The following is a 24,088-nucleotide window of genomic DNA, read 5'->3' on the forward strand; positions in this document are numbered from 1 at the left end:
AAGACTCTACACCTAAATAGTTTGACGTCAAGATACTTGTGGGGTCAGCCCCTCACCGGTCCCACCCAGACCTGCTGGGCGTTGGTGAACTCGCGGATGCCGTGCGGGCCCAGCTCGCGGCCGTAGCCGGAGCGCTTGATCCCGCCGGAGGGCAGGCGCGGATCCGACTTCACGATGCCGTTGACCGAGACCTGTCCCGCCTCGATGCGGCTCGCCATCCCCACTCCCCGCTCGGTCTCGGTCCAGATCGCGGCGCCGAGGCCGTACGGGGTGTCATTGGCCAGGGCGAGCGCGTGCTCCGCATCGTCCGCGGCGATCACCACGGCGATCGGCCCGAAGGTCTCCTCGGTGCAGACGGTCATCCCCGGCCGGACCCCGGTCAGCAGCGTGACCGGATAGAAGAAGCCCTCCCCCGCCGGCAGCTCGCCGCCGAGCACCAGCGTGGCGCCGGCCTCGACGCTGGTGGTGACCTGTCGATGCAGACCCTCGCGCAGCTGTTCGCGGGCGATCGGGCCCACCTTCGTGGCCGGATCGCGGGGATCGCCGACCACCAGATCCCGCAGCTGCGCGGCGAGCAGCTCCACGAACTCGTCGTGCACCGAGCGCTCCACGATGATCCGTTTCGCGGCGATGCAGGACTGACCGGCGTTGATGATCCGTGAGAGCGCCGAGACCTCCGCCGCCTTCGCGAGGTCCGCGTCCGCCAGCACGATGCAGGGGTCGGAGCCGCCGAGCTCGAGCACCGCGGGCTTGATCTCGCTCGCGGCGATCGAGGCGACCGTCGCCCCGGCTCGGTCGGAGCCGGTGAAGGAGACCGCCTGGACGCGGGGGTCACGGATCGCCTGCTCGACATCCTCGGTCTGCGCCAGCAGGGTCTGGAACACACCGTCGGGGGCGCCGGCCTTGCGGAACACCTCCTCGAGCGCGGCTGCGCAGCCCGGCACGTGGGGATCGTGCTTCATGATGCAGGTGTTCCCGGCCATCAGCGCGGGGGCGCAGAAGCGGAACGCGACCCAGAACGGGGCGTTCCAGGGCAGGATCCCCAGCACCGGCCCCAGCGGCAGGTACTGCACGTACGACGAGGTCGCGTCCGAGGCCAGATGCTCGTCGGCGAGGTATTCGGGACCGTACTCGGCGTAGTGCTCGGCGGCCCACGCCGATTTCGCGACCTCCCCGCGGGCCTCCCCGATGGGCTTGCCCATCTCCTCGGTCATCAGGGGCGCGAGCTCCTCGGTGTGCTCGCGCAGATAGGTGGCGACCCGGCGCAGGACCTCCGCGCGCTCGGCGAGGGTGGTGTCCTTCCAGGAGGCGTAGGCGGACTGGGAGCGGTCGATGAGCGCGGTGATCTCCGCCGGGGTCGCGGCGGGCACCTCGCGCACGACGCGTCCGGTGGTGGGATCGATGGCAGTCAGGGTGGTCATAGGTGGCTGCTCCTCTCAGAAGCGGGGCGTGAGGACGGCGCCGGCGGGGAAGGAGCGCGCGGAGCTCTCGTGGACGGTGAAGTCCTCCGGCAGGGTGAAGAACGACGTGCAGCCGTCCTTCGTGATGTGGACGGTGTCGGAGATGCCGACGGTCTTGGTCCCGTCCACCCCCCACATCCACGGCAGCAGGTGGAAGGTCATGCCCTCCTCGAGCCGGCGTTCGTCGCCCTCCAGCAGGGAGACGATGTAGCCCTCGTCCCAGGACGGCGGGAAGGCGATCCCGATCGAGTAGCCGGCGCGGGTGACCAGCTTCGCCCCCACGTCGTTGCTCTCGATGCGGGAGCGGGTCAGCTCCGCGATCTCGGAGATGGTCACCCCCGGCTTCATCAGGGCCCGCAGCTCCGCCAGCGTCTGCTTCATCAGCTCCTGCGCGGAGTGCATCGAGTCCGAGAGCGCCCCGTTGACCACCGTGCGCATCATGGCCGTGTGGTACCTCCGGTAGCAGCCGCCGACCTCGAGGAACACGTGCTCTCCGGGCCTGATCATGCGCCCTTCCCAGGTGGAGTGGCCGATCATCGACCGGGGCCCGGAGGCGACATAGGGCAGGACCGCCGGGAACTCCCCGCCGGCCCGGAACATCGCCGAGGTGATGGCGGCCGCCACATCGTTCTCGGTGGCGCCGGCCATCGCGGTGTGCAGACCGGCCGCCATCCCGGCCTCCCCGGCGTAGGCCGCGAGCTGCATCACCTCGATCTCGGCAGGGGACTTGCGGATCCGCCCCTCCTCGACGATCCCGAAGCAGTCCACCAGGCCCTCTCCGAAGGCGTCGTGGATGCGATCCTGCTGGTAGGCGGGGAAGTAGTAGCTGTTGCGCTCGTACCCCACCCGGGAATCCCCCAGCCGCAGGTCGCGCAGGGTGCTGACCAGCTCCAGGATCGCGTCGCCGTCATCGGGATACGGGCGGGAGTTCTCCACCCAGGTCCGGGCGATCACATTGGACTCCTCGAGCGCCCGGGTGATCATCACCGAGTCGGCCGCGAGCGGCACGACCAGCGCCTGGAAGAAGGAGTACCCGGTGGTCTGGTAGTCCGTGAGGTACATGAGGTTCTCGGGGTCGGTGATGATCACCGCTTCCAGCTCCCGCTCCTCCATCCGCTGCCGCAGCTCTGCGATCCTGCGCTGGTACTCCTCGGGCGCGAAGGTCATATCGGAGCGACGGCGCATCAGAGGGCCTTCGCCGCGGCGTCGATGGCCTGGCCCAGCAGAGCCAGGCCCTGCTCGAGGTCCTCCTCGGGGATCGTCAGCGGCGGGATCAGCTTGATCACCCGACCCCCGCTGCCGCAGGGGCCGATCAGCAGGCCCCGGTCGAAGCTCTCCTGCTGGACCCGCTTGGCGAAGGCGCCGTCGCCGGTGTCCAGGGCCTGCATCATGCCCCGGCCCCGGACCTCCCAGTCCCGCTCCGGGTGCTTCGCAGCGATGGCCTCGAGCGCCTCGCGCATCGTCTGCCCCTTGGCGAGCACGTCGGCGAGGAACGATTCGTCGGTGAAGTAGTCCAGCGCCACGGTGCCCGCGACGAACGACAGCCCCTGTCCGCGGAAGGTGCCGGTGTGGGCACCGGGAGACCAGTGGGCATCGACCTCCGGCTTGTTCAGGGTCATCGCGATCGGGGTGCCGAAGCCCCCGAGGCCCTTGGCCAGGGCGATGATGTCCGGGTCCAGGTCCATCCCGTCGAAGGAGAAGTACCCGCCGGTGCGGCCGACGGCGGCCTGGATGTCGTCGACGATGAACAGCGCGCCGACCTCGCGGGCGAGGTCCTGGATCTCGTGCAGCCACTCGCGGCTGGCGACGTTGACGCCGCCCTCGGCCTGGACCGGCTCGACCAGGAAGGCCGCGGGAGCGGTGACCCCGCTGGAGGGGTCGCGCAGCGCGGCGGCGTAGTCGGCGATCCCGGTGCGGCCGCCGGGGGCGGTCTCGAAGGGCAGGCGCACCACGTCGGTGAGCGGCACGCCGGCCCACTGGCGGAAGGCCTGGTTCGCGGTCGCCGCGAGGGAGCCGAGGGTCATGCCGTGGAAGCCATGGCTGAACGCGACGATCTCGCGCCGCCCGGTGGCCAGGCGGGCCAGCTTGAGCGCCGCCTCGATCGCGTTGGAGCCGGTGGGCCCCATGAACTGCAGCTTGTGGTCCATGCCGCGCGGGGCGAGGATCACCTCGTGGAAGCGGGCGATGAAATCCCGCTTCGTGGTGGTGTACGTGTCCAGGCTGTGGGCGACACCATCCGCCTGAATGAAATCGATCAGCGCTTCCTTCATCCGCGGGTTGTTGTGCCCGAAGTTCAGCACGCCGGCCCCGGCGAAGAAGTCGATGAAGCTGGTGCCGTCCTCATCGACCTGGCGAGCATTGGAGGCGGAGGCGAACACCGTGGGATACGCGCGGCAGTAGCCGCGGATCTCGGACTCATGCTGTTCGAAAATGGTGGTGTCCAAGAGGGACCTCCTTCGCGATGCAGGGCGACCTCGCTCGTCACGCCCGGCCGCATAGCGAAGACCACCCCGTCTGGCAAGTGTGTGCCGGTGAGCTGACTCTCGCCCGGAGACGCTCACCCCGTCAAGTACCCGGTCCTGGCGACACTCCGGGACATTCCCCGCGCAGGTCACCGATCCGACCGCTCGGTAAGGAGGGCTCTGTCAGCTCTCGTCCCCGACGTCCTCGTGGGTGCCCCAGTCCGTCCTGTCCACGGAGATCTGCGCGGCCATGTCCTCGAGGAAACCGGTGACGATGTCGCGCTCGGCGGGCAGCAGGCGCCGGACCGCCTCCACGCGGCGGGCCTGGGCCGTCCCGACGGTGCGCATCGCCGCGCTGCGGGTGGAGGGCTCGATGGTGATCACCAGGGCCCGCCGGTCCGAGGGATGGCGGGTGCGCCGGACGTGCCCGGCACCTTCGAGCCGGTCCAGGAGCTTCGTGGTCGAGGCGCTCGAGATCCCCAGCGCCTGGGCGATCGCGCCCGGGGTGGCACGGGTGCCGGTGTTCTCGCAGACGATGAGGAAGTGCAGGGCGCGCATATCCGTCTGGCCCAGCTGCATGTACCGCAGGGAGGCCTCGCTCAGCTCCTGCTCCGCGGTTCGGAGACGGGCCAGGGCGGCCATCAGGGCATCGATCTGCGCGATGTCCCGGTCGTCCAGGCCACGACGATCGACCAGCTCCTGCCGAGGATCGCTGGCTCCGATGCTGAACAGGGAGGGAGGAGCGGCAGGCTGATCGCGGCCGTCCTCGGCGCGGCGCGAGGAGCTCATGCCCCTGATCATAGCGAGCAACACCTCACCCGGCTGATCTCTCGCTAGGCTAATGAGTTGTGCGACACTGGTGCCGGGGCGCCGCCGGCAGCGGGGCGCACCGCCCACCTCGAAGGAGCATCATGACCTCTCCGGCGCCCTCTCCCACCCCCTCCGGGCCCACGCACCGGCGCACAGGCGGCTCGTTCCCGAGGGTGCTCAGAGTGCTGCTGCCCGCCCTGCTGATCCTGGCCTGGCTGCTCGCCGCCGGGATCGGCGGACCGTACTTCGGCCGGGTCGACGAGGTCTCCTCGAACGACCGCACCGCCTATCTGCCGGATTCCGCGGACGCCACGGAGGTCGCCCAGCGGGCCGAGGACTTCACCGGCGCCGAGGCGATACCCGCGATCATCGTCGTCACGGCCGAGGAGGAGCTGGACGAGGAGACCCTCGCATCGCTCTCCGAGGTCACCGAGGCGCTCGCCGCGCTGGACACGGTCGCCGGGGAGGTCTCCCCCGCGATCCCCTCCGAGGACGGCCTCGCCGTGCAGGTCTTCGTCCCACTGGACACTGACGCGGATCTCGGCGCCGCCGTCGCGGAGATCGAAGCGGAGCTCGCCGCCGACCTGCCGCAGGACCTCAGCTCGTACGTCACCGGACCGGCCGGCTTCTCCGCCGACCTCGCCGCGGGCTTCGCCGGGATCGACGGGCTGCTGCTGGGTGTCGCGCTCGCCGCCGTGCTGGTGATCCTGCTGATCGTCTATCGCTCGCTGCTGCTGCCGCTGATCGTGCTGTCGACGAGCCTGTTCGCGCTGTGCGCGGCGCTGCTGACCATCTGGCATCTGGCCGCCGCGGAGGTGCTGCTGCTGTCGGGCCAGACCCAGGGGATCCTGTTCATCCTCGTCATCGGTGCGGCCACCGACTACTCCCTGCTGTACGTCGCCCGGTACCGCGACGAGCTGCGGCACACGAAGGAGCGAGGCCGCGCCACCCTCAAGGCGCTGCGCGGCACCCTCGAGCCGGTGCTCGCCTCCGGCGGCACGGTGATCGCCGGCCTGCTGTGCCTGCTGCTGTCGGACCTGAAGTCCAACAGCACGCTGGGTCCGGTGGCGGCGATCGGGATCGTGTTCGCGATGGCGGCCGCGCTGACCTTCCTGCCCGCCGTGCTGTACGCCACCGGTCGGGTCGCCTTCTGGCCGCGCCGCCCGCACTACGCGCCGGAGGCGCCGGACGCGGGCGCGGACCCTGCCGCCCACGGGATCTGGGGACGGATCGCGCTCGCCGCACGACGTCGGCCGCGCCCGCTCTGGATCCTCACCGCCCTGGTGCTCGCCGTCGGCTGCCTGGGCGTCACCCAGCTCGAGGCCGACGGCGTGCCCCAGTCCGATCTGGTGCTCACGGCCTCCTCCGCACGCGAAGGGCAGGCCGCCCTCGGCGAGCACTTCCCGGGCGGCTCCGGCTCCCCGCTGCAGGTCATCACCGCCGAGTCCTCCCTCCAGGAGGTCGCCGACCGGCTCCTCGGGCAGGACGGCATCGAGTCGGTGGCGGTCACCGTCGAGGACGCCCCGGCCGGCACCGCCGCGGTGACCGAGGAGGGCATCCAGGCGCAGGGGCCTCCCGGTGCGCCGGCGCCGGCGCCGACGGTGGCGGACGGCGATGTGCTGGTGCAGGCGACGCTCTCGGATGCCGCGGATTCCGCGGCGGCCGAGGCGACGGTGCGCGAGGTGCGGGCGGACCTCGCCGACCAGGATCTCCCGGCGCTGGTGGGCGGCGTGACCGCCACCTCGATCGACACCAATGATGCCTCCGCCCACGACCGCGCGCTGATCATCCCGGTGGTGCTGGTGGTCATCACGCTGATCCTGATGCTGCTGCTGCGCTCGGTCCTGGCGCCGGTGCTGCTGATCACCACCACCGTGCTGTCCTTCGGCACCGCGATGGGGGTCTCCGCGCTGGTGTTCGATCACCTCTTCGCCTTCCCCGGCGCCGATCCGGCGGTCCCGCTGTTCGGCTTCGTGTTCCTGGTGGCCCTCGGCATCGACTACAACATCTTCCTGATGACCCGGGTGCGCGAGGAAGCACGGACGCACGGCACCCGGGAGGGGGTCGTGCGCGGGCTCTCCGTCACCGGCGGTGTCATCACCTCGGCGGGGTTGGTGCTCGCGGCGACCTTCGCCGCGCTCGGGGTGATCCCGATCCTGTTCCTCGCGCAGATCGCCTTCATCGTGGCCTTCGGCGTGCTGCTGGACACCTTCGTGGTGCGCACGCTGCTGGTGCCCGCCCTGGCGCTCGACCTCGGGAAGCTCATCTGGTGGCCCTCGGCGCTGTGGCGCCGCGGGCGGGACTGAGCTCAACGGCGTCGCCGTGCAGCTGCTCCACCCGTGAACAGACGGGTGCGGGTCGGCCCATGTTCCTAGAATGGCTCCCATGAGCGAATCGTCCCCCCTCCCCCAGACCCCGTCGGCCTCCCCCGGCACCGACAGCGAGTACGTCCTGACCGTGGTGTGCGCAGAATCGCCCGGCATCGTCCACGCGATCTCCGGTGCCATCCTCGAGGTCGAGGGCGACATCACCGAGAGCCGACAGTTCGTCAGCGGCACCACGCATCGCTACTACCTGCGGATGCAGGTCAGGACCCCGGCCTCGAGCGAGGCACTGGAGGCCGCGCTGGCCCCGGCGGTCGAGCGCTTCGGCCTCGAGCTCCGCATCGATGAGGTGGGACGGCCCGTGCGCACCCTGATCCTGGGGTCGACGACGCTGCACTGCGTGAACGATCTGCTGTTCCGGATGGAGTCCGGGCACCTGCCGATCGAGGTCCCGCTGATCCTGGCCAACCATCCCACCCTGGAGAAGCTGGCCGGCTTCTACGACGTGCCCTTCGAACATCGCAGCACCAAGGGTCCGGGCGCGAAGGAGGCCTTCGAGGATCGGGTGCGCGAGGCGGTCGAGGAGCACGACATCGAGCTGGTGGTGCTGGCCCGCTACATGCAGATCCTGTCCCCGGAGCTGTGCGCCGAGCTCGCCGGCCGCTGCATCAACATCCACCACTCCTTCCTGCCCGGCTTCAAGGGCGCCAACCCCTACCGGCAGGCGCATGAGCGCGGGGTGAAGCAGATCGGGGCGACCGCCCACTTCGTCACCACCGATCTCGACGAGGGGCCGATCATCGAGCAGGAGGTGCTGCGGGTGGACCACACCCGGTCGCCCGAGGAGCTGATGGCGATCGGCCAGGACGCCGAGATCCGGACCCTGCGCCAGGCCGTGGCGTGGTACGCGCAGTCCCGGGTGCTGCTGGACGGCTCGCGCACCATCGTCTTCCGCTGAGCTCGGGCCCGGTCTCAGGAACGGGGTCGAGCGCGACCGACGCCCTGGGCCCTTTCGGCATCGGCGTACCGCATCCCGGCCGGGACCTGGGCCAGCTCGAACCAGGCCGCGGCCCGTGGCAGCATCCGCACGTCCTGCCAGGGGATCTCGAACGCCGGGTCGCGCCACAGCGTCAGCGCGATCTCCGCCCGACGACCGGACGCCACCAGCACCAGTCGCCGCAGCCGGGACAGCGGATGCGGACCCGCACGGGAGCTGTCGGGGATCGCCACCACACCGCCGAGGTCGAGCGGCCAGACGGTCTCTCCCCAGCACAGTGCGGCCTGCTCGGTGGTGCCCGCGATCACCGCCGGAGGGCGCAGATCGGCGGCCCTCACCGGGGTGGGAGCGATCGGCGCGCCGCGCTCGAGCACCTCCCGCTCCACCCAGGCGCCCGGCAGCAGCGTCCTGCCGGCGACCGAGACATCCACCAGCAGCGCCTCGGAGAAGGGGGCGAGGGCGGGGCTCAGCCGTCCGCCGTGGGACAGGTCCCGTCGCGGGACGGCGATCACGCGCACCACCGCCTGGTCGCCGGGGCGGTCGGTCAGCGCGATCCGGACCCGGGTGCCGGGCAGCGGCATCTGCCCTCTCATCGCTGGCACCGGGTCTCGAGGTGACCCTCCAGGGCCAGCGACAGCTGCCTGGTGAAGCGCTCGTTCATCGGCGGTGGCGCACCGACCGGGGGCAGTGTGCGGACGGCGAGCATCCGCGTGCGGGCGGGGTCCAGCACCAGCGCGGTGGCGCCGGGCATCCACAGCAGCTCGTGTCCGATGTGCTCGCCCAGCGAGAGGACGAATTCCGGGGTGGCGATGGGGGTTCCTCCTGCAGCGGCCGCGGTCAGCCGCCCATGATGACGGGCAGCGATACCACGCCGATCACCAGCAGGTTGACCAGCAGCGCGCCGACGGTGAGCAGCACGATCAGTACCAGCATCACCCAGAACACGATCCAGCCCACCTTGTTCATCTTCTGCGCGGTGAAGGGGTCGTTGTCCATCTGCACGAGTGCGATGATGCCGAAGATCGCCGGAATCGTGCCGCCGCACAGGAAGCCGACGACGATCAGGATGATCGCGCTGGTCTGGAGCGAGCTCCGGTCCGGGAGCGGTCCGGCAGGCTGAGAGGTCATCGCAGCTGGTGTCCTTGTCGTGGGGAGATGTCGGGCGACGTCAGTCGGTGAGGGGACGGCCGTAGGCGTCACGCTCGAAGGCCGGTGACCGGGCCAGCACCATGATCCCCTCGATGACGCCCCACCATGCACCGAGGCCGCAGGTGAAGACGGTGACCAGGATCTGGATGATGCCGATGGTGGTGTAGCCCATGAGGAAGCGGTGCACCCCGAGACCACCGAGGAAGATGCCCAGCAGACCCACCACCAGACGGCTCTGCGGCTGGCCCGGCGGCACCGGGCCGGCGGCACCGGGCTGTTCGTAGGGATCCGAGGCCGAGGGCCCGGAACCGGGCGGCGGCGACCAGCCCTGCTGTCCCTGACCGAAGGGATCCTGCCCGGCGAACGGCTGCTGACCGTAGGGATCCGAGGCGGGCGGCTGCGCCCACGGATCCCGCGGGGGCTGCCCCGCGTCGTTCCGCGCACCGGGCGGGGCGCCGTCATCGTGCCCCTGGGGGTTCCAGGAGCCGTGGTCACCGGGATTGCTCATGGTTCCCACGATACGCGGTCCGGCCGCGGCGCACGGTGCTCAGCGCTGGCGCTTCTCCCGGATCCGCACGCCGATCACGATGGGCGAGCCGGTGAAGGTGAAGTCCTCGCGCAGTCGCCGCTCGATGAACCGGCGGTAGCCGTGCTCGAGGAAGCCGCTGGCGAAGATGACGAAGCGCGGCGGTCGGGTGCGTGCCTGGGTGGCGAACAGGATGCGGGACTGCTTGCCGCCGCGCAGCGGATGCGGATGCGCGGCCACCAGCTGGCCGAGGAAGGCATTGAGCCGGCCGGTGGGGATGCGCCGGTCCCAGGAGTCCAGCGCCGTCTCGATCGCGGGGACCAGCTTCTCGGCGTGCCGGCCGGTCTGGGCGGAGATGTTCACGCGCGGCGCCCAGGCGACGTGCGCGAGATCACGCTCGATCTCGCGCTCCAGGGCCTTGTGCCGTTCCTCGTCCAGCAGGTCCCACTTGTTGAAGGCGAGCACCAGGGCACGGCCCGATTCCAGCACCATGTCGATGATCTTCAGGTCCTGGGTCGAGATCGGCTCGGAGGCCTCGAGCAGCACCACGGCGATCTCGGCCCGGTCCAGCGCCGCCCGGGTGCGCAGCGAGGCGTAGTAGTCGGCACCCTGGGCCTGGAGGACCCGCCGCCGGATTCCGGCGGTGTCCACGAAGGTCCACTCCTTGCCGCCGAGGGTGATCTTCTCGTCGACCGGGTCACGGGTGGTGCCGGCGATGTCGTCGACCACGACGCGCTGCTCCCGGGCGAGCCGATTCAGCAGGGAGGACTTCCCGACGTTCGGGCGGCCGAGGAGGGCGACCCGTCGCGGTCCGTGATCCGCGGGGGCGCCGCGCCCCTCCTCGGGCATGGCGCTCACCACGGTGTCCAGCAGGTCGCCGGAACCACGGCCGTGCAGGGCGGAGACCGCATGCGGCTCCCCCAGGCCGAGATTCCACAGCGCCGCGGCCTCGAGCTCACCGCGCTCGTCATCGACCTTGTTGGCGACCAGCACGATCGGCACCTTCGCCCGGCGGAGCACCTTGAGCAGCTGCTCGTCGGTGGTCGTGATGCCCACGTTCGCATCGACGATGAACATCACCACGTCGGCGAGGGAGACCGCGAGCTCGGCCTGCTCGGCGACGCGGTGGGCCATGCCCTGGACCCGCTCCTCCCAGCCACCGGTATCGACCAGCCAGAAGTCGGTCCCGGTCCATTCCGCCTCGTAGAACACGCGGTCGCGGGTCACCCCGGGCCGATCCTCCACGACTGCCTCGCGTCGGCCCAGGATCCGGTTGACCAGCGTGGACTTGCCGACGTTCGGGCGGCCGACGACGGCGACGACGGGGAGGTTGCGCTGGACGGCGGGGCGGGGCCCCTCCTCCTCGTGCCCGGTGAGCAGCGCCAGGTCCTCCTCATCGAGGTCGTAGGCGGACAGGCCCGCCCGCAGCGCGGCCTCGACCTCCTCGTCGGTGGGACCCGCGGTGCCCTCGGCGCGGGGCTCCCGGTCCGAGAGCACCGCACGGTCGCGGGCCGCCGGCTCCGGACGGCCGTGCAGGGTCTCTTCCTGGGCGGATTCGGCGGCCGCGACCAGCATCAGGACCTGTTCGACCACGTCCTCGACCCCGAGGCCGGTGGTGTCCACGGTCTCGACGCCCTCGGCGGCGGTGCGGAACTCGGAGACGGTGGCGTCGTCGCGGTCGCGGCGCAGGACCTGGTCCGCCATCCGCGCCCGGGTGTCCTCGGTGTCCGCGAGGTCCAGCTCCGCGGCGCGACGCCGCATCCGCTCCTCGTCGGAGGCGGTCAGCAGCACCCGCACATGGGCGTCGGGCGCGACGACGGTGGTGATGTCGCGTCCCTCGGCGACGCAGAAGCCGCGCTCCGCGGCCGCGGCGAAGAACAGCTCGCGCTGGCGGCGCTGCAGGATCGCACGCACCAGCGTGTTGGTGGCGACGGCACTGACCTGCTGGGAGATCCGCTCGGAACGGATCTCGGCGGTGATGTCGGTGCCGGCGACCACGACGGTCGCGCCCGCGGGATCGGTGCCCTGGACGAGGTCGATCTCCTGGGCGGCCCGGGCGACGGCCTCACGGTCGGTGAGGTCGATGCCCTGGTCCAGGCACCACCAGGTCACGGACCGGTACATCGCGCCGGTGTCGAGGATCCCGCCGTCGAGGGCATCGGCCACCAGCCGCGACACGGTGGACTTGCCGGAGCCGGCGGGGCCGTCGATGGCGATGGTGATGCCCTCGGCCGGGCGGGTCGACGCGAGGTCGGAGGGGTCGTGCGGCGCGCTGGTGTGCATCCGGCAAGGATACGGGCCCCTCAGGCGTCCGCGACCCTCCACCCGCGTTCGGCGAGCTCCCGCGTGAGCAGGTCCTCACGGGCGGCGTCGATCGCGAGGTGCGCGAGGCCCACGTCACGCCCCAGCTCGTGCTCGAGGCGGAGGTCCTCGAGGTTCACGCCGACCTGCCCGATCTCCGTCAGCAGCCGGGCGAGCTCTCCGGGACGGTCGGGGACCAGCACCACGAGCGTGGCGAAGGCGTCGGTCGCACCGCCGTGCTTGCCGGGGATGCGGCGCACCCCCCGATTTCCCGCAGAGACGAGCTCGGCGAGGGCCCGACGGGAACCGGTGCCCGGATCCGGGTCCCCCTCCAGCGTGCCGAGCGCCGCCAGCACCTCCTCGAGGCGTTCCCGGACCTCGCCGAGCACCTGCCCGACCGCACTCGCGTTCGCGCCGAGGATCTCCACCCACAGCCGCGGATCGGAGTCGGCGATCCGGGTGGTGTCGCGCAGGCCCTGACCGGCGAGGCCGAGAGCGGGCTCGCTGGGCCGGAGCAGGGTGGCGGCCAGCAGGCTCGACATCACCTGCGGCACATGGGAGACCTGGGCGACGGCGATGTCGTGGGCGGCGGCGTCCATCGTGGTGGGCACCGAGCCGATCTCGAGGGCCAGGCCCCGCAGGGCGCTGACCGCACGAGCCTCGGTGCTCTCGTGCGGGACGATGACGAAGGGACGGCCCAGGAACAGATCGGCGCGGGCGGCGATCACCCCGGAGACCTCACGACCGGCCATGGGGTGGGCCCCGATGTACCGCGGCAGGTCCTCGCTCCGCGCCCGGCGGCGCAGTCCGTCCAGCACCGTGGACTTGACGCTGGCGACGTCGGCGACCAGGGCCTCCGGCCAGCTGCGCAGCGCCCGCTCCACGAGCGCCGCGGAGACGTCGGGCGGCGCCGCGACCAGCACCAGCGCAGGATCGGGGGCGTCAGCGCCCGGCAGCTCCCCCACCCCGAGCTCGACGGCCAGGGCGGCGGTGCCCGGGGAGGCGTCCTCCACCTGGATCTCCACCCCGGCCCGGCGCAGCGCCAGGCCGAGGGAGCCGCCGATCAGCCCGGTGCCGATGATCCGCACCGGTGACGGCACCAGGGCCGTCACAGCCCCACCTCGGCCATCAGGGTTCCCAGCTCGCGACCGGTGAGTTCCCGGGTGGTGCCGGAGGGGAGATCGCCCAGCAGGACGGGTCCGATGCGGGTGCGCATCAGGGCGGTCAGCTCGAACCCCTGGGAGGCGAACATGCGGCGCACGATGCGGTTGCGGCCCTCGTGGAGCGTCACCTCGACCACCGCTTCCCGGCCGTCCTGGGCCAGCACCCGGGCGCGGTCGGCGCGGGCCGGGCCGTCCTCGAGCTGGACCCCTTCGCGCAGCGTCTTGACCAGGCCGCGCGGCGGGCCACCGGGGGCGTCGAAGCGGCACACGTAGGTCTTGTCGACCTCGAAGCTGGGATGGGTCAGGCGGTGGGCGAGCTCCCCGTCGTTGGTCAGCAGCAGCAGACCCTCGGTCTCGTAGTCCAGCCTGCCCACGTGATACAGCCGCTGCGAGTGCCCGGCGGTGAACTCGCTGAGGTCGCGCCGCCCCTCGGGATCGCTCATCGCCGAGACCACTGCCCGGGGCTTGTTCAGCACCAGGGTCAGCTTGGACGTATCCAGCTGCAGCCGGCGCCCGTCGACGTGGATCACCTGAGCGGCGGGATCCACGCGGACCCCCTGCTCCTGGACGATCTCGCCGTCCACCCGCACCCGGCCGCCGGAGATCAGCGCCTCACAGGCACGGCGCGAGCCGAACCCGGCCCGGGCCAGCACCTTCTGCAGTCGTTCGCCGTCCTCCCGATGCGGCTCCGAGGAGGAGCCGGCGGCGGCCTCGGCGGCGATCCGCTTCCCCTCGCCGTCGCGGAGGCGGACGTGACGGGGCGGGGTGAAGGCGCTGCGCCGTCGGGCCGGGCGGCCGGAGCGATCTGCGGCCATCAGGCGGCGGCGCCGCGGGAGATGAGCTCCCGGGCGAGCTGGCGGTAGGCCGCCGCGCCCTTGTTCGAGGTGGCGAAGGAGATGATCGGCTCCGCCGCCACGGAGGCGTCGGGGAACTTCACGGTGCGGTTGATGGTGGTGTGGAGGACCTGGTCCGGGAACGCCTCCACGACGCGCTGGCACACCTCGCGGGCGTGCAGGGTGCGCGGGTCGAACATGGTGATGAGGATGCCGTCCAGCTCGAGGCGCGGGTTGATGCGGTCCTGGACCTTCTCGATGGTCTCGACCAGCAGCGCCACGCCCCGCAGTGCGAAGTACTCGGCCTCCAGCGGGATGATCACGCCGTGGCTGGCGGCCAGTGCGTTCACGGTCAGCAGTCCCAGGGACGGCTGGCAGTCGATGAGGATGACGTCGTAGTCCTCGGCCACCGGGCGCAGCACCCTCGCCAGGGCCATCTCGCGAGCGACCTCGTTGACGAGGGTGACCTCCGCGGCGGAGAGGTCGATGTTGGCCGGGAGCACGTCGAGGTTCTCGGTGTGCGTCTCCTGGATGACTCCGTGCACGTCGTGGCCGCGCTCCATGAGCAGGTTGTAGACGGTCAGGTCGAGCTCGTAGGGATTCACGCCGGTGCCTGCGCTGAGGGCGCCCTGGGGATCGAGGTCCACCAGGAGCACCTTGCGGCCGAGCTCGGCCAGTGCCGCGCCCAGGTTGATGACACTGGTCGTCTTCCCGACTCCGCCCTTCTGGTTCACCATCGAGATGATCCGGGCCGGGCCGTGGCCGTCGAGCGGGGCCGGCTCCGGGAGCTCCGGCATCGGGCGCCCGGTCGGGCCGAGGTCGATGTCGAGCTGCTGGGAGGAGGTCGGGCTCACGTCGGTGTCCTGTCGTCGGCGTCGTGGTCTGTGGCGGGCACGGGGCGCTCCGCGAGGAGTCCGGAGGGGTCCGGTCCCGCTCCCGGACGCGGGAGCTGCGCCGTGCTGTCGTCGTCTCGCGCAGGACGTCCGCCGCCGGTGGGGCCGGGCAGGGGCGTCGTGCCGGACAAGTCTAAGCCCCCCGCCGGGCCCGGGGGTGGGCACCCGCATGGGTCTCGCGCAGCGAATCCACCGTGACCTGCGTGTACAGCTGTGTGGTGGTGACCGATGCATGACCCAGCAGCTCCTGCACGGACCGCACATCCGCTCCCCCGTGCAGCAGATGCGTCGCGTAGGAGTGGCGCAGGGTATGCGGGCTGATCGGCTCGGGCAGAGCGGTCAGCTCCGCCGCCTCGGCGGCGCGTTGGACCACCTGCCAGGCCGCCTGCCGGGTCAGCCGGGTCCCGCGCGAGCCGAGGAAGACCGCCGGTGTGCCGGGTCCGCGCGTGGCCAGGAGCGGGCGGCCACGGGTCAGGTATGCCTCCAGCGCCTCGAGCGCGTAGCGGCCGACGGGCACCATGCGGTGCCTGTCGCCCTTGCCGCGCAGCACGGCCGCGCGCTCCCGCACCTCGACGTCGTCGATGTCGAGACCGGTGGCCTCCGAGATCCGGGCGCCGAGCCCGTAGAGGACCTCGAGCAGGGCCCGATCGCGCAGCGCCCGGGCGGTGGAGTCCCGGCCGGTGCCGGGCCGTCCCGCCGCCTCGATCAGCGCCTCGACCTGGTCGATGGTGAGCGGATGCGGCAGTCGCCGAGGCAGCGCCGGGGCCGGCACCAGCCGGGAGGGGTCACCCGTGGTGGAGACCCGTTCGGCATCGAGGAAGGAGTGCAGACCGCGCACCGCGGCCAACGAGCGGGCGGCCGAGGCGGCCGAGAGCACGCTGCCCCCGTCGGCCCCGGTGCGCAGCGCCTGCAACCAGGCACCCAGGTGCCGCGGGTCGACCGCTGCCGGATCGACATCCTGCCGGGACAGGCCCTGGAGATAGCGGCGCAGGTCCCGTTCATAGGCGGCGAGGGTGTGGGCGGACAGACCGCGCTCGATCCGCAGATGGCTGAGGTACTGCTCGAGGAGCCGGCGGTCTGCGGGGCGCAGCGCCGCGGCGGGGTCCGGCGTGCCGCCCGGGGTCACAGAGTGACGAAGGGATCGATCGCGAGGGCGACGAACAGGACGGTCAGGTAGGTGATGGACCCGTGGAACACGGTCATCGGGCCCAGCGCCTTCCCGGTCAGGCCGCGGCGCACCCGCAGCGCGTAGCGCACCACCAGGGTCCCGAACCAGAGACCCGCGCCGCCGGCGGCGACGCCGTACACCCAGCCGGTGGCGCCGAGCGGGATGATCGCGAGGCTGGAGGCGACCATCAGCGCGGTGTGCATGAGCATCTGGCGGGCCACGCTGGTGCGGGACGCGACCACCGGCAGCATCGGCACACCGGCGGCGGCGTAGTCCGTGGAGAACTTCTCTGCCAGGGGCCAGTAGTGCGGCGGGGTCCAGAAGAAGATGACCAGGAACAGCAGCACGGCCGTCCAGGAGACGGTCCCGGTCACCGCCGACCAGCCGATCAGCACCGGCATGCAGCCCGCGACCCCGCCCCAGACGATGTTCTGGCTGGTGCGGCGCTTCAGCAGCATCGTGTAGAAGACGACGTAGAGCAGGATCGCACCCACCGCGAGGGCGGCCGACACCCAGTTGACCAGCAGTCCCAGCCAGAGCGCGGAGACGATCGAGATCGTGATCCCGAAGCTCAGGGCGGCCCGCGGGGAGATCGCCCCGGAGGGGATCGGCCGGTTGCGGGTGCGCTTCATCTTCGCGTCGATGTCGCGCTCGAGGTACATGTTCAGGGTGTTGGCGCCGCCGGCGGCGAGATAGCCACCGACCATCGTGGCCAGGATCAGCCACAGCGAGGGGAACCCGCCCGCGGCGAGGAACATGGTGGGGATGGTGGTGATCAGCAGCAGCTCGATGATCCGCGGCTTGGTCAGCGCCACGTAGCTGAGGACCACGGAGCGCACGGGCTGCGGGGGCCGATCACCGTCCCGGCCCGAGTTCCGTACCGACGCTCCCTGGGTGGCGGTCACCGCCCACCGTCCTTCCTCCTGAGCGCGACGCGGTCGTCGCGTGAACGCCGCCAGTCTAGGCCGCGGGGGCGGAGCGCGGGACCCCGACACGGGGTGAGACCCGGCACCGTCCGCCCGGCGCGGCGCTCCTGAGGTGCGGCGCGGGGGCCGGGCCCCGCTCCCGGCAACCGGCTGGACGACGGAGCCGCGGGGGCACGGTCCGGACTAAGGTGGGGCCGTCGTCTCGCGCAGGACCTCCCACGCCACCGCGTGCCGAGGCCCTGCCGCCGAGGCCTGTCGAACCCAGCGGCCGCCAGCGCCGCACTCCGCCGAAAGGAATCCTCCGACATGACAGAGACTTTCAAGGCCCCTGAGGGCTGGACCGATCTGGACAGGCGGGCGGTCGACACCGCCCGCGTCCTCGCCGCGGACGCCGTGGAGAAGGTCGGCAGCGGTCACCCCGGCACCGCCGTGAGCCTCGCCCCGGCCGCGTACCTGCTCTACCAGGACCTGATGCGCCACGACCCGACCGACAGGAACTGGCTCGGTCGAGACCGCTTCGTGCTCTCCGCCGGCCACTCGAGCCTGACCCAGTACATCCAGCTCTACCTCGGCGGCTTCGGCCTCGAGAAGCAGGACCTCGAGGAGCTGCGCACCTGGGGATCCAAGACCCCGGGCCACCCGGAGAACTTCCTCACCGACGGCGTCGAGATCACCACCGGCCCCCTCGGCCAGGGCATCTCCTCCGCGGTCGGCTTCGCGATGGCGCAGCGCCGTGAGCGCGGCCTGCTCGATCCGTCCGCCGCTCCCGGCACCAGCCCCTTCGACCACTTCACCTACGTGATCGCCTCCGACGGCGACCTCCAGGAGGGTGTCAGCAGCGAGGCCAGCTCGCTCGCCGGCACCCAGCAGCTGGGCAACCTCATCGTGCTCTGGGACGACAACGAGATCTCGATCGAGGGTGACACCTCGATCGCCTTCACCGAGGACACCGCCGCGCGCTACGAGGCCTACGGCTGGGACGTGCGCACCGTGGACTGGACCCGGGGCGGCAGCGAGTACTTCGAGGACGTCGCCCTGCTGAAGGCCGAGATCCTTGCGGCACAGCAGGTCACCGACAAGCCGACCTTCATCCGGCTGCGCACCGTGATCGGCTGGCCCATCCCCGAGCTGGCCGGCAGCCACACGGTCCACGGCGCCAAGCTCGGCACCGAGGGCGTCGCCGGTCTGAAGGAGGTGCTCGGCTTCGACGTCGAGCAGCAGTTCCAGGTCGACGAGGACGTGCTGGCCCACACCCGCGGGCTCGCCGAGCGTGCGGCTGCCACGAAGGCGGAGTGGGAGCAGGGCTACCAGGCCTGGCGCGCCGCGAACGCCGATGCGGCGACGCTGCTGGACCGTCTGCGGGCGCGTGAGCTCCCGAGCGGCTTCGCCGAGGCCTTCCCGAGCTTCGAGGCCGACGAGAAGGGCATCGCCACCCGCGCCGCCTCCGGCAAGGTCCTGAACGAGCTCGCCGCCGTGATGCCGGAGCTGTGGGGCGGCTCCGCCGACCTCGCCGGCTCGAACAACACCACCATGAAGGGCGAGCCGTCCTTCCTGCCCGAGGAGCACAGCTCCTCCGAGTTCGCCGGTGACCGGTTCGGCCGCACGCTGCACTTCGGCATCCGTGAGCACGGGATGGGCTCGATCCTCTCGGGCATCTCCCTGCACGGCCTGACCCGTCCCTACGGCGGCACCTTCTTCCAGTTCGCCGACTACATGCGCGGCGCCGTGCGTCTCGCCTCGCTGATGAAGGTCCCGGCCACCTACGTGTGGACCCACGACTCCATCGGCCTGGGCGAGGACGGCCCCACCCATCAGCCGGTCGAGCACCTGGCCGCCTACCGGGCGATCCCGAACCTGTCGGTCGTGCGTCCGGCGGACGCGAACGAGACCGCGCAGGCGTGGAAGGCGCTGCTGGAGCGCGACCGCGGCCCCGTCGGCCTGGTCCTGTCCCGCCAGGCGATGCCGACCTTCGACCGCACCGAGTACGCCGGTGCCGAGAACCTGGCCAAGGGCGGCTACATCATGAAGGAGGCCTCGGCGGAGCCGAAGGTCATCCTCATCGCCACCGGCTCCGAGGTGCAGTACGCCGCCGCGGCGCAGAAGCAGCTGGAGGCGGCCGGCACCCCGACCCGTCTGGTCTCGATGCCGTCCGTGGAGTGGTTCGACGAGCAGGACGAGGCGTACCGGGAGTCCGTGCTCCCCGCCTCCGTCACGGCGCGCGTGAGCGTCGAGGCCGGGATCGCGATGCCCTGGCACCGCTTCCTGGGCACCCATGGCCGGGCGGTCTCGCTCGAGCACTACGGCGCCTCCGCCGACGCCAAGACCCTCTTCCGCGAGTTCGGCTTCACCGCAGAGGCCGTGGTCGAGGCCGCGCAGGAGTCGCTCGCCGCCTCCGGCGCGTGAGCACGTGCGGGGCAGGACCTGCGCGGTCCTGCCCCGCCGCCCTCTCCCCCGCCCGTTCGACCGCGACAGGGTTCCCCGAGCCACATCATGGAAGAATCGGACCCTCGCCGACGTTGACCCCGACGACACCAGTTCGACACAGGGCGCCCAGCGCCCGGAAGGAACGACCATGGCTCAGAACACCCACACCCAGGCACTCTCCGACGCCGGAGTCTCCATCTGGCTCGACGACCTCTCCCGTCAGCGGATGGACTCCGGCAGCCTGCAGGAGCTCATCGACACCCGCAACGTCGTCGGGGTGACCACCAACCCCTCGATCTTCCAGGCCGCGATCTCCGGCCGCTCCGAGTACGACGCGGACATCGCCCGCCTCACCGGCGAGGGCAAGGGCGTCGAGGAGATCCTCGAGGTGCTCACCACCGACGACGTGCGCCGCGCCGCCGACCTCTTCGCCGATCTCCACACCACCACGCACGGCGTCGACGGCCGCGTGAGCATCGAGGTCGATCCGCGCCTGGCGCATGAGACCGAGCAGACCATCGCACAGGCGGAACACCTCTTCGAGGTCGTGGGCCGCGAGAACGTGCTGGTCAAGATCCCCGCCACCGAGGCGGGGCTGCCCGCGATCACCGCAACGATCGCCGCGGGCATCAGCGTGAACGTCACCCTGATCTTCTCGGTCGAGCGCTACCTCGCCGTGATGGATGCCTACCTCTCCGGTCTCGAGCAGGCCGCGAAGGCGGGCAGGGACCTCACGAAGATCCACTCGGTCGCCTCCTTCTTCGTCTCCCGCGTGGACTCCGAGATCGACGGCCGGCTGGAGGCTCTGGACACCGAGGACGCCCTCGCCCTGCGCGGCCAGGCGGGCGTGGCCAACGCCCAGGTCGCCTTCGGCAAGTACCTGGAGGTCTTCGCCTCCGAGCGCTTCGAGGCGCTCAAGGCCGAGGGCGCCACCGTGCAGCGCCCGCTCTGGGCGTCGACCGGGGTGAAGAACCCGGACTACCCCGACACCCTCTACGTCGACAATCTGGTCGCCGCGCCGAGCGTGAACACCATGCCCGAGAAGACCCTCGAGGCCGCTGCCGATCACTCCGAGCCCAAGGCCCCGCTGAACGCGGAGATCGCCACCGCGGCCGAGTCCGTCCTCGAGCGCCTCGAGGAAGCCGGCGTCGACCTCGCCGACGTCTTCGCCGTGCTCGAGCGCGAGGGCGTCGAGAAGTTCGAGAAGGCCTGGAACGAGCTGCTCGCCACCGTCTCCGAGTCGGTCGAGTCCGTCCGCGCCTGACCCCGCGAGAAGCACGGCCCGCCCACCGCGGCGGGCCGTGCTCCCGTGCTCCTGTCCGAGAAAGGACGATCGTGACCGACTCCCCCACCCTCCTCACCGGGGCGGACGCGCCGAATCCGCTGCGCGACCCCCGGGACCGCCGCCTCCCCCTCATCGCCGGCCCCAGCTCCATGGTGATGTTCGGCGTCACCGGCGACCTCGCGCGCAAGAAGCTGCTGCCCGCGATCTACGACCTCACCCACCGCGGCCTGCTCCCGCCCAGCTTCGGCCTGGTCGGCTTCGGTCGCCGCGACTGGTCCCATGACGAGTTCGCCGACTATGTCCGCACCTCCGTCTCCGAGCACTCCCGCACCGGCTTCGACGAGAGCGTGTTCGAGCAGCTGCGCGGCGGTCTCCGCTTCGTCACCGGCACCTTCGACGACACCGCCGCCTTCGAGAAGCTCACCGAGGTGGTCGGCGAGCTGGACCGCACCCGCAGCACCGGTGGCAACCACGCCTTCTACCTCTCGATCCCGCCGGACGCCTTCCCCACGGTGCTCTCCCAGCTGGCGGACTCCGGCCTCAACACCGCCGACAACGGCTCCTGGCGCCGCGCCGTGATCGAGAAGCCCTTCGGGCACGACCTCGCCTCGGCGCGCGCGCTGAACGACGTGGTCGAGAAGGCCTTCCGGCCCGAGGAGGTGTTCCGGATCGATCATTACCTGGGCAAGGAGACGGTGCAGAACATCCTGGCGCTGCGCTTCTCGAACCAGCTGTACGAACCGCTCTGGAACGCGAACTACGTCGACCATGTGCAGATCACGATGGCCGAGGACATCGGCATCGGGTCCCGAGCCGGGTACTACGACGGCATCGGCACCGCCCGCGATGTGATCCAGAACCACCTGCTGCAGCTGCTCGCGCTGACGGCGATGGAGGAGCCGGTCACCTTCCGCGCCTCGGACCTGCGGGCCGAGAAGGAGAAGGTCCTCTCCGCGGTGGAGCTGCCCGAGGACCTCGCCTCCCATACCTCCCGCGGCCAGTACGTGGGCGGCTGGCAGGGCGGCGAGGAGGTGCGCCCCTATCTCGAGGAGGACGGGATCCCCGCCGACTCCACCACCGAGACCTTCGCCGCGATGCGGCTGGACATCGCCACCCGCCGCTGGGCGGGCGTGCCCTTCTACCTGCGCGCCGGCAAGCGCCTGGGCCGCCGGGTCACCGAGATCGCCGTGGTCTTCAAGCGTGCCCCGTTCCTGCCCTTCCGCTCCACGGACACCGCGGACCTCGGGCAGAACGCGATCGTGATCCGCGTCCAGCCCGATGAGGGCGTGACGATGCGCTTCGGCTCCAAGGTCCCCGGCACCCAGATGGAGGTGCGGGACGTGACCATGGACTTCGCCTACGGCATGAACTTCACCGAGGAGTCGCCGGAGGCCTACGAGCGCCTGATCCTCGACATGCTGCTCGGGGATCCGCCGCTGTTCCCACGGCAGAAGGAGGTCGAGCTCTCCTGGCAGATCCTCGACCCCATCACCGAGTACTGGGAGCAGAACCTCGACCCGTCCCCGTACCGCCCCGGCACCTGGGGCCCCGACACCGCGCACGAGATGCTCGCCCGTGACGGGCGTACCTGGAGGCGACCGTGATCACCACCCTGACCGACACCACCGCATCGACGATCAACAAGCAGATGATCGAGATGCGGGAGACCTTCGGCGAGAACACCATCGGTCGGGTCCTGACCCTCATCATCATCGCCACCGGCGACGTCGAGAAGCCCCTGGAGGCGGCCGTCGCGGCCAGCCACGAGCATCCCGCGCGGGTGATCGTGGTCGATGCGGAGCCCGAGGCCGCCAGCTCCGGTCTCGATGCCGAGATCCGGGTGGGACGCGATGCCGGCGCCGCGGAGGTCGTGATCCTGCGTGCTCGCGGTGACGTCCTGTCCTCACTGGACACCCTGGTGATGGCGCTGCTGCTGCCCGATGCGCCGATCGTGACCTGGTGGCCGGAGAACGCACCGTCCTCGCCCGTCCACGACGTGCTGGGCTCCATGTCCCAGCGCCGGATCACCGACTCGGCGGCCTGCGCCGATCCGCTGGGGACGCTGAAGCGGCTGCGCCGCGGCTACGCCAGCGGCGACTCCGACCTGGCGTGGAGCCGACTGACCCGCTGGCGCGGACTCGTCGCCAGCGCCTATGAGGTCCCACCCGTCGCCGTCCCCCAGCAGATCCAGGTCAGCGGCACCGTCGATGACCCCTCGGTGGCGCTGATGGCCGGCTGGCTCCGGCACGCGCTCGGCATCGACGCCGAGGTGCTGCCCCCGCGCGAAGGGGCGCCGGACTGCGCCGGGGTGCACAGCGTGCGCCTGGTCCGCGAGGACGGCACCATCGAGCTCAGCCGGGTGGACGACGACTCGATCGTCATGAAGCTCCCCGGGGACGACACCGGTCAGCACGTGACGATGCCGCGTCGCACCCTGCCCGAGCTGGTCACGGAGGAGCTGCGCCGGCTGGATCCGGACGAGGTGTACGGCGAGGTCCTCGCGAGCACCTACAGCAGCGTCGGAGATGCCGCGACCTTCGCCACCGGGAAGCCCGAGCCGCGAGATGTCGTGGGGCCCGATGCCGACGCGGTCGCGGCGGCCGCCGCCTCCGCCACCGCCGCGCAGCTCGCCGCCGCGCTCACGGAGCGCCCGCAGGCCCATCTCGTGCTCACGGGCGGGACGGTGGGCACCAAGACCGCGGCCGCACTGCCCGAGGCCCTGCTGGCGGCGGGCGTGGACTGCAGCCGTCTGCATCTGTGGTGGGGCGATGAGCGCTATGTGGACCCTGACTCCGCGGAGCGCAACGAGGTCGGTGTGCGCGAATCGCTGCTCGCGCCGCTCCAGTCGACAGCCGGTCTGCCCGCCCGCCACGTCCACGTGATGCCCTCCCCGGCCGACGGCATGTCGCTGGACGACGCCGCCGCCTGGTACGGGCAGCAGCTCGACCAGATGGGCGGCGACGAGCCGTTCAGCACCCGGGGCCAGGCATTCTTCGACGTGCTGCTGCTCGGGGTGGGACCCGATGGTCACATCGCCTCGCTGTTCCCGCAGCATCCCGGTCAGCGCCGGGTCACCACCAGCGCGGCCGGGGTGACCGATTCGCCCAAACCGCCGTCGGAGCGGATCTCGCTCACCTGGCCGGTGCTGAACTCGGCCCGGCACGTGGCGCTGCTGGTCGCCGGGGCGGAGAAGGCCGGCGCCGTCCGCGACGCGCATGGGCAGATCGACCCGTGGCGGGTTCCGGCGTCGTCCGTGCGCGGCCTGGAGTCGACCACCTGGTATCTGGACGAGGCGGCGGCGCAGACCTCGACCTGAGCACCCCCGCATGACGAAGGGCCGGTCACCGCGAGGTGACCGGCCCTTCGT

20 protein-coding genes are annotated in these 24,088 nt (G+C 71.4%); 6 read left to right on the plus strand and 14 right to left on the minus strand.

Translation table 11 applies throughout. The features are described 5' to 3' along the window. Positions 1-44 precede the first annotated feature (44 nt). The 4 genes from ACHUEU_RS04055 to ACHUEU_RS04070 all read right to left on the minus strand — a co-directional run bounded on the left by ACHUEU_RS04055 (position 45) and on the right by ACHUEU_RS04070 (position 4,711). Positions 45-1,421 (minus strand): NAD-dependent succinate-semialdehyde dehydrogenase, encoded by a 1,377-nt coding sequence (locus ACHUEU_RS04055; protein WP_394214620.1) that lies wholly within the window; start codon positions 1,419-1,421, stop codon positions 45-47. Between the two features lie 15 nt (positions 1,422-1,436). Beyond that, positions 1,437-2,645, minus strand: coding sequence for an ectoine hydrolase (gene doeA, locus ACHUEU_RS04060; RefSeq protein ID WP_394214621.1), 1,209 nt, complete (start codon positions 2,643-2,645; stop codon positions 1,437-1,439). Then, the gene (locus tag ACHUEU_RS04065; RefSeq protein ID WP_394214622.1) at positions 2,645-3,904 is read right to left on the minus strand and encodes an aspartate aminotransferase family protein; all 1,260 of its coding nucleotides are present in this window, start codon (positions 3,902-3,904) and stop codon (positions 2,645-2,647) included. The genes doeA and ACHUEU_RS04065 overlap by 1 nt, the downstream gene beginning before the upstream one ends. 201 nt (positions 3,905-4,105) lie before the next feature. Then, a complete protein-coding gene (locus tag ACHUEU_RS04070; RefSeq protein ID WP_394214623.1) occupies positions 4,106-4,711 on the minus strand; it encodes a MarR family winged helix-turn-helix transcriptional regulator in 606 nt (201 codons plus the stop codon). A gap of 122 nt (positions 4,712-4,833) precedes the next feature. Between ACHUEU_RS04070 and ACHUEU_RS04075 the strand changes: the two genes are divergently transcribed. After that, complete coding sequence (locus tag ACHUEU_RS04075; RefSeq protein WP_394214624.1) at positions 4,834-7,038, plus strand: MMPL family transporter; 2,205 nt, start codon at positions 4,834-4,836, stop codon at positions 7,036-7,038. Positions 7,039-7,117: 79 nt separating this feature from the next. Next, positions 7,118-8,014 carry a formyltetrahydrofolate deformylase gene (locus ACHUEU_RS04080; RefSeq protein WP_394214625.1) on the plus strand — a complete coding sequence of 299 codons (897 nt, stop codon included), beginning with the start codon at positions 7,118-7,120 and terminating at the stop codon, positions 8,012-8,014. Between the two features lie 14 nt (positions 8,015-8,028). Here ACHUEU_RS04080 and ACHUEU_RS04085 read toward each other — a convergent pair whose 3' ends face one another. From ACHUEU_RS04085 to ACHUEU_RS04130, 10 genes are all read right to left on the minus strand, one after another. After that, entirely contained in the window at positions 8,029-8,646 is a 618-nt protein-coding gene (locus ACHUEU_RS04085) for a hypothetical protein (protein ID WP_394214626.1), read from the minus strand. Next, on the minus strand, positions 8,643-8,804 hold the full coding sequence (locus ACHUEU_RS04090; protein ID WP_394214627.1) for a hypothetical protein: 162 nt from the start codon (positions 8,802-8,804) through the stop codon (positions 8,643-8,645). Before ACHUEU_RS04090 ends, ACHUEU_RS04085 begins: the two co-directional genes overlap by 4 nt. 86 nt (positions 8,805-8,890) lie before the next feature. After that, on the minus strand, positions 8,891-9,181 hold the full coding sequence (locus tag ACHUEU_RS04095; RefSeq protein WP_394214628.1) for a hypothetical protein: 291 nt from the start codon (positions 9,179-9,181) through the stop codon (positions 8,891-8,893). A gap of 40 nt (positions 9,182-9,221) precedes the next feature. Then, complete coding sequence (locus ACHUEU_RS04100; protein WP_394214629.1) at positions 9,222-9,710, minus strand: NINE protein; 489 nt, start codon at positions 9,708-9,710, stop codon at positions 9,222-9,224. Between the two features lie 39 nt (positions 9,711-9,749). Continuing rightward, positions 9,750-12,011 (minus strand): bifunctional cytidylate kinase/GTPase Der, encoded by a 2,262-nt coding sequence (gene der, locus ACHUEU_RS04105; protein ID WP_394214630.1) that lies wholly within the window; start codon positions 12,009-12,011, stop codon positions 9,750-9,752. Positions 12,012-12,031: 20 nt separating this feature from the next. Beyond that, positions 12,032-13,141 carry a prephenate dehydrogenase gene (locus ACHUEU_RS04110; RefSeq protein WP_394214631.1) on the minus strand — a complete coding sequence of 370 codons (1,110 nt, stop codon included), beginning with the start codon at positions 13,139-13,141 and terminating at the stop codon, positions 12,032-12,034. Beyond that, positions 13,138-14,007 carry a pseudouridine synthase gene (locus ACHUEU_RS04115; protein WP_394214632.1) on the minus strand — a complete coding sequence of 290 codons (870 nt, stop codon included), beginning with the start codon at positions 14,005-14,007 and terminating at the stop codon, positions 13,138-13,140. The genes ACHUEU_RS04110 and ACHUEU_RS04115 overlap by 4 nt, the downstream gene beginning before the upstream one ends. Further along, complete coding sequence (locus ACHUEU_RS04120) at positions 14,007-14,879, minus strand: ParA family protein (protein ID WP_463454937.1); 873 nt, start codon at positions 14,877-14,879, stop codon at positions 14,007-14,009. Before ACHUEU_RS04120 ends, ACHUEU_RS04115 begins: the two co-directional genes overlap by 1 nt. A gap of 172 nt (positions 14,880-15,051) precedes the next feature. Next, positions 15,052-16,044 carry a tyrosine recombinase gene (locus ACHUEU_RS04125; RefSeq protein WP_394214633.1) on the minus strand — a complete coding sequence of 331 codons (993 nt, stop codon included), beginning with the start codon at positions 16,042-16,044 and terminating at the stop codon, positions 15,052-15,054. Continuing rightward, positions 16,041-16,991, minus strand: a complete 951-nt coding sequence (locus ACHUEU_RS04130; protein WP_394214634.1) for a heme o synthase — start codon at positions 16,989-16,991, stop codon at positions 16,041-16,043. Before ACHUEU_RS04130 ends, ACHUEU_RS04125 begins: the two co-directional genes overlap by 4 nt. A gap of 327 nt (positions 16,992-17,318) precedes the next feature. On the opposite strand from ACHUEU_RS04130, the gene tkt reads away from it, so the two are divergent. From tkt to pgl, 4 genes are all read left to right on the plus strand, one after another. After that, positions 17,319-19,415 (plus strand): transketolase, encoded by a 2,097-nt coding sequence (tkt, locus tag ACHUEU_RS04135; RefSeq protein WP_394214635.1) that lies wholly within the window; start codon positions 17,319-17,321, stop codon positions 19,413-19,415. A gap of 169 nt (positions 19,416-19,584) precedes the next feature. After that, a complete protein-coding gene (gene tal / locus ACHUEU_RS04140) occupies positions 19,585-20,700 on the plus strand; it encodes a transaldolase (RefSeq protein ID WP_394214636.1) in 1,116 nt (371 codons plus the stop codon). Positions 20,701-20,870: 170 nt separating this feature from the next. After that, complete coding sequence (gene zwf, locus ACHUEU_RS04145; protein WP_394214794.1) at positions 20,871-22,325, plus strand: glucose-6-phosphate dehydrogenase; 1,455 nt, start codon at positions 20,871-20,873, stop codon at positions 22,323-22,325. Beyond that, positions 22,322-24,037 (plus strand): 6-phosphogluconolactonase, encoded by a 1,716-nt coding sequence (gene pgl / locus ACHUEU_RS04150; protein ID WP_394214637.1) that lies wholly within the window; start codon positions 22,322-22,324, stop codon positions 24,035-24,037. Before zwf ends, pgl begins: the two co-directional genes overlap by 4 nt. Positions 24,038-24,088: the final 51 nt, after the last annotated feature.

The organism is Brachybacterium vulturis, assembly GCF_043641765.1.
Lineage (GTDB): Bacteria > Actinomycetota > Actinomycetes > Actinomycetales > Dermabacteraceae > Brachybacterium > Brachybacterium vulturis_A.

Coding starts and splice junctions, on each gene's coding strand:
- ACHUEU_RS04055 (WP_394214620.1), bottom strand. CDS start 1,421: ATGACCACCCTGACTGCCATCGATCCCACCACCGGACGCGTCGTGCGC.
- doeA (WP_394214621.1), bottom strand. CDS start 2,645: ATGCGCCGTCGCTCCGATATGACCTTCGCGCCCGAGGAGTACCAGCGC.
- ACHUEU_RS04070 (WP_394214623.1), bottom strand. CDS start 4,711: ATGAGCTCCTCGCGCCGCGCCGAGGACGGCCGCGATCAGCCTGCCGCT.
- ACHUEU_RS04075 (WP_394214624.1), top strand. CDS start 4,834: ATGACCTCTCCGGCGCCCTCTCCCACCCCCTCCGGGCCCACGCACCGG.
- ACHUEU_RS04080 (WP_394214625.1), top strand. CDS start 7,118: ATGAGCGAATCGTCCCCCCTCCCCCAGACCCCGTCGGCCTCCCCCGGC.
- ACHUEU_RS04085 (WP_394214626.1), bottom strand. CDS start 8,646: ATGAGAGGGCAGATGCCGCTGCCCGGCACCCGGGTCCGGATCGCGCTG.
- ACHUEU_RS04090 (WP_394214627.1), bottom strand. CDS start 8,804: ATGCCCGGCGCCACCGCGCTGGTGCTGGACCCCGCCCGCACGCGGATG.
- ACHUEU_RS04095 (WP_394214628.1), bottom strand. CDS start 9,181: ATGACCTCTCAGCCTGCCGGACCGCTCCCGGACCGGAGCTCGCTCCAG.
- ACHUEU_RS04100 (WP_394214629.1), bottom strand. CDS start 9,710: ATGAGCAATCCCGGTGACCACGGCTCCTGGAACCCCCAGGGGCACGAT.
- der (WP_394214630.1), bottom strand. CDS start 12,011: ATGCACACCAGCGCGCCGCACGACCCCTCCGACCTCGCGTCGACCCGC.
- ACHUEU_RS04115 (WP_394214632.1), bottom strand. CDS start 14,007: ATGGCCGCAGATCGCTCCGGCCGCCCGGCCCGACGGCGCAGCGCCTTC.
- tkt (WP_394214635.1), top strand. CDS start 17,319: ATGACAGAGACTTTCAAGGCCCCTGAGGGCTGGACCGATCTGGACAGG.
- tal (WP_394214636.1), top strand. CDS start 19,585: ATGGCTCAGAACACCCACACCCAGGCACTCTCCGACGCCGGAGTCTCC.
- zwf (WP_394214794.1), top strand. CDS start 20,871: ATGGTGATGTTCGGCGTCACCGGCGACCTCGCGCGCAAGAAGCTGCTG.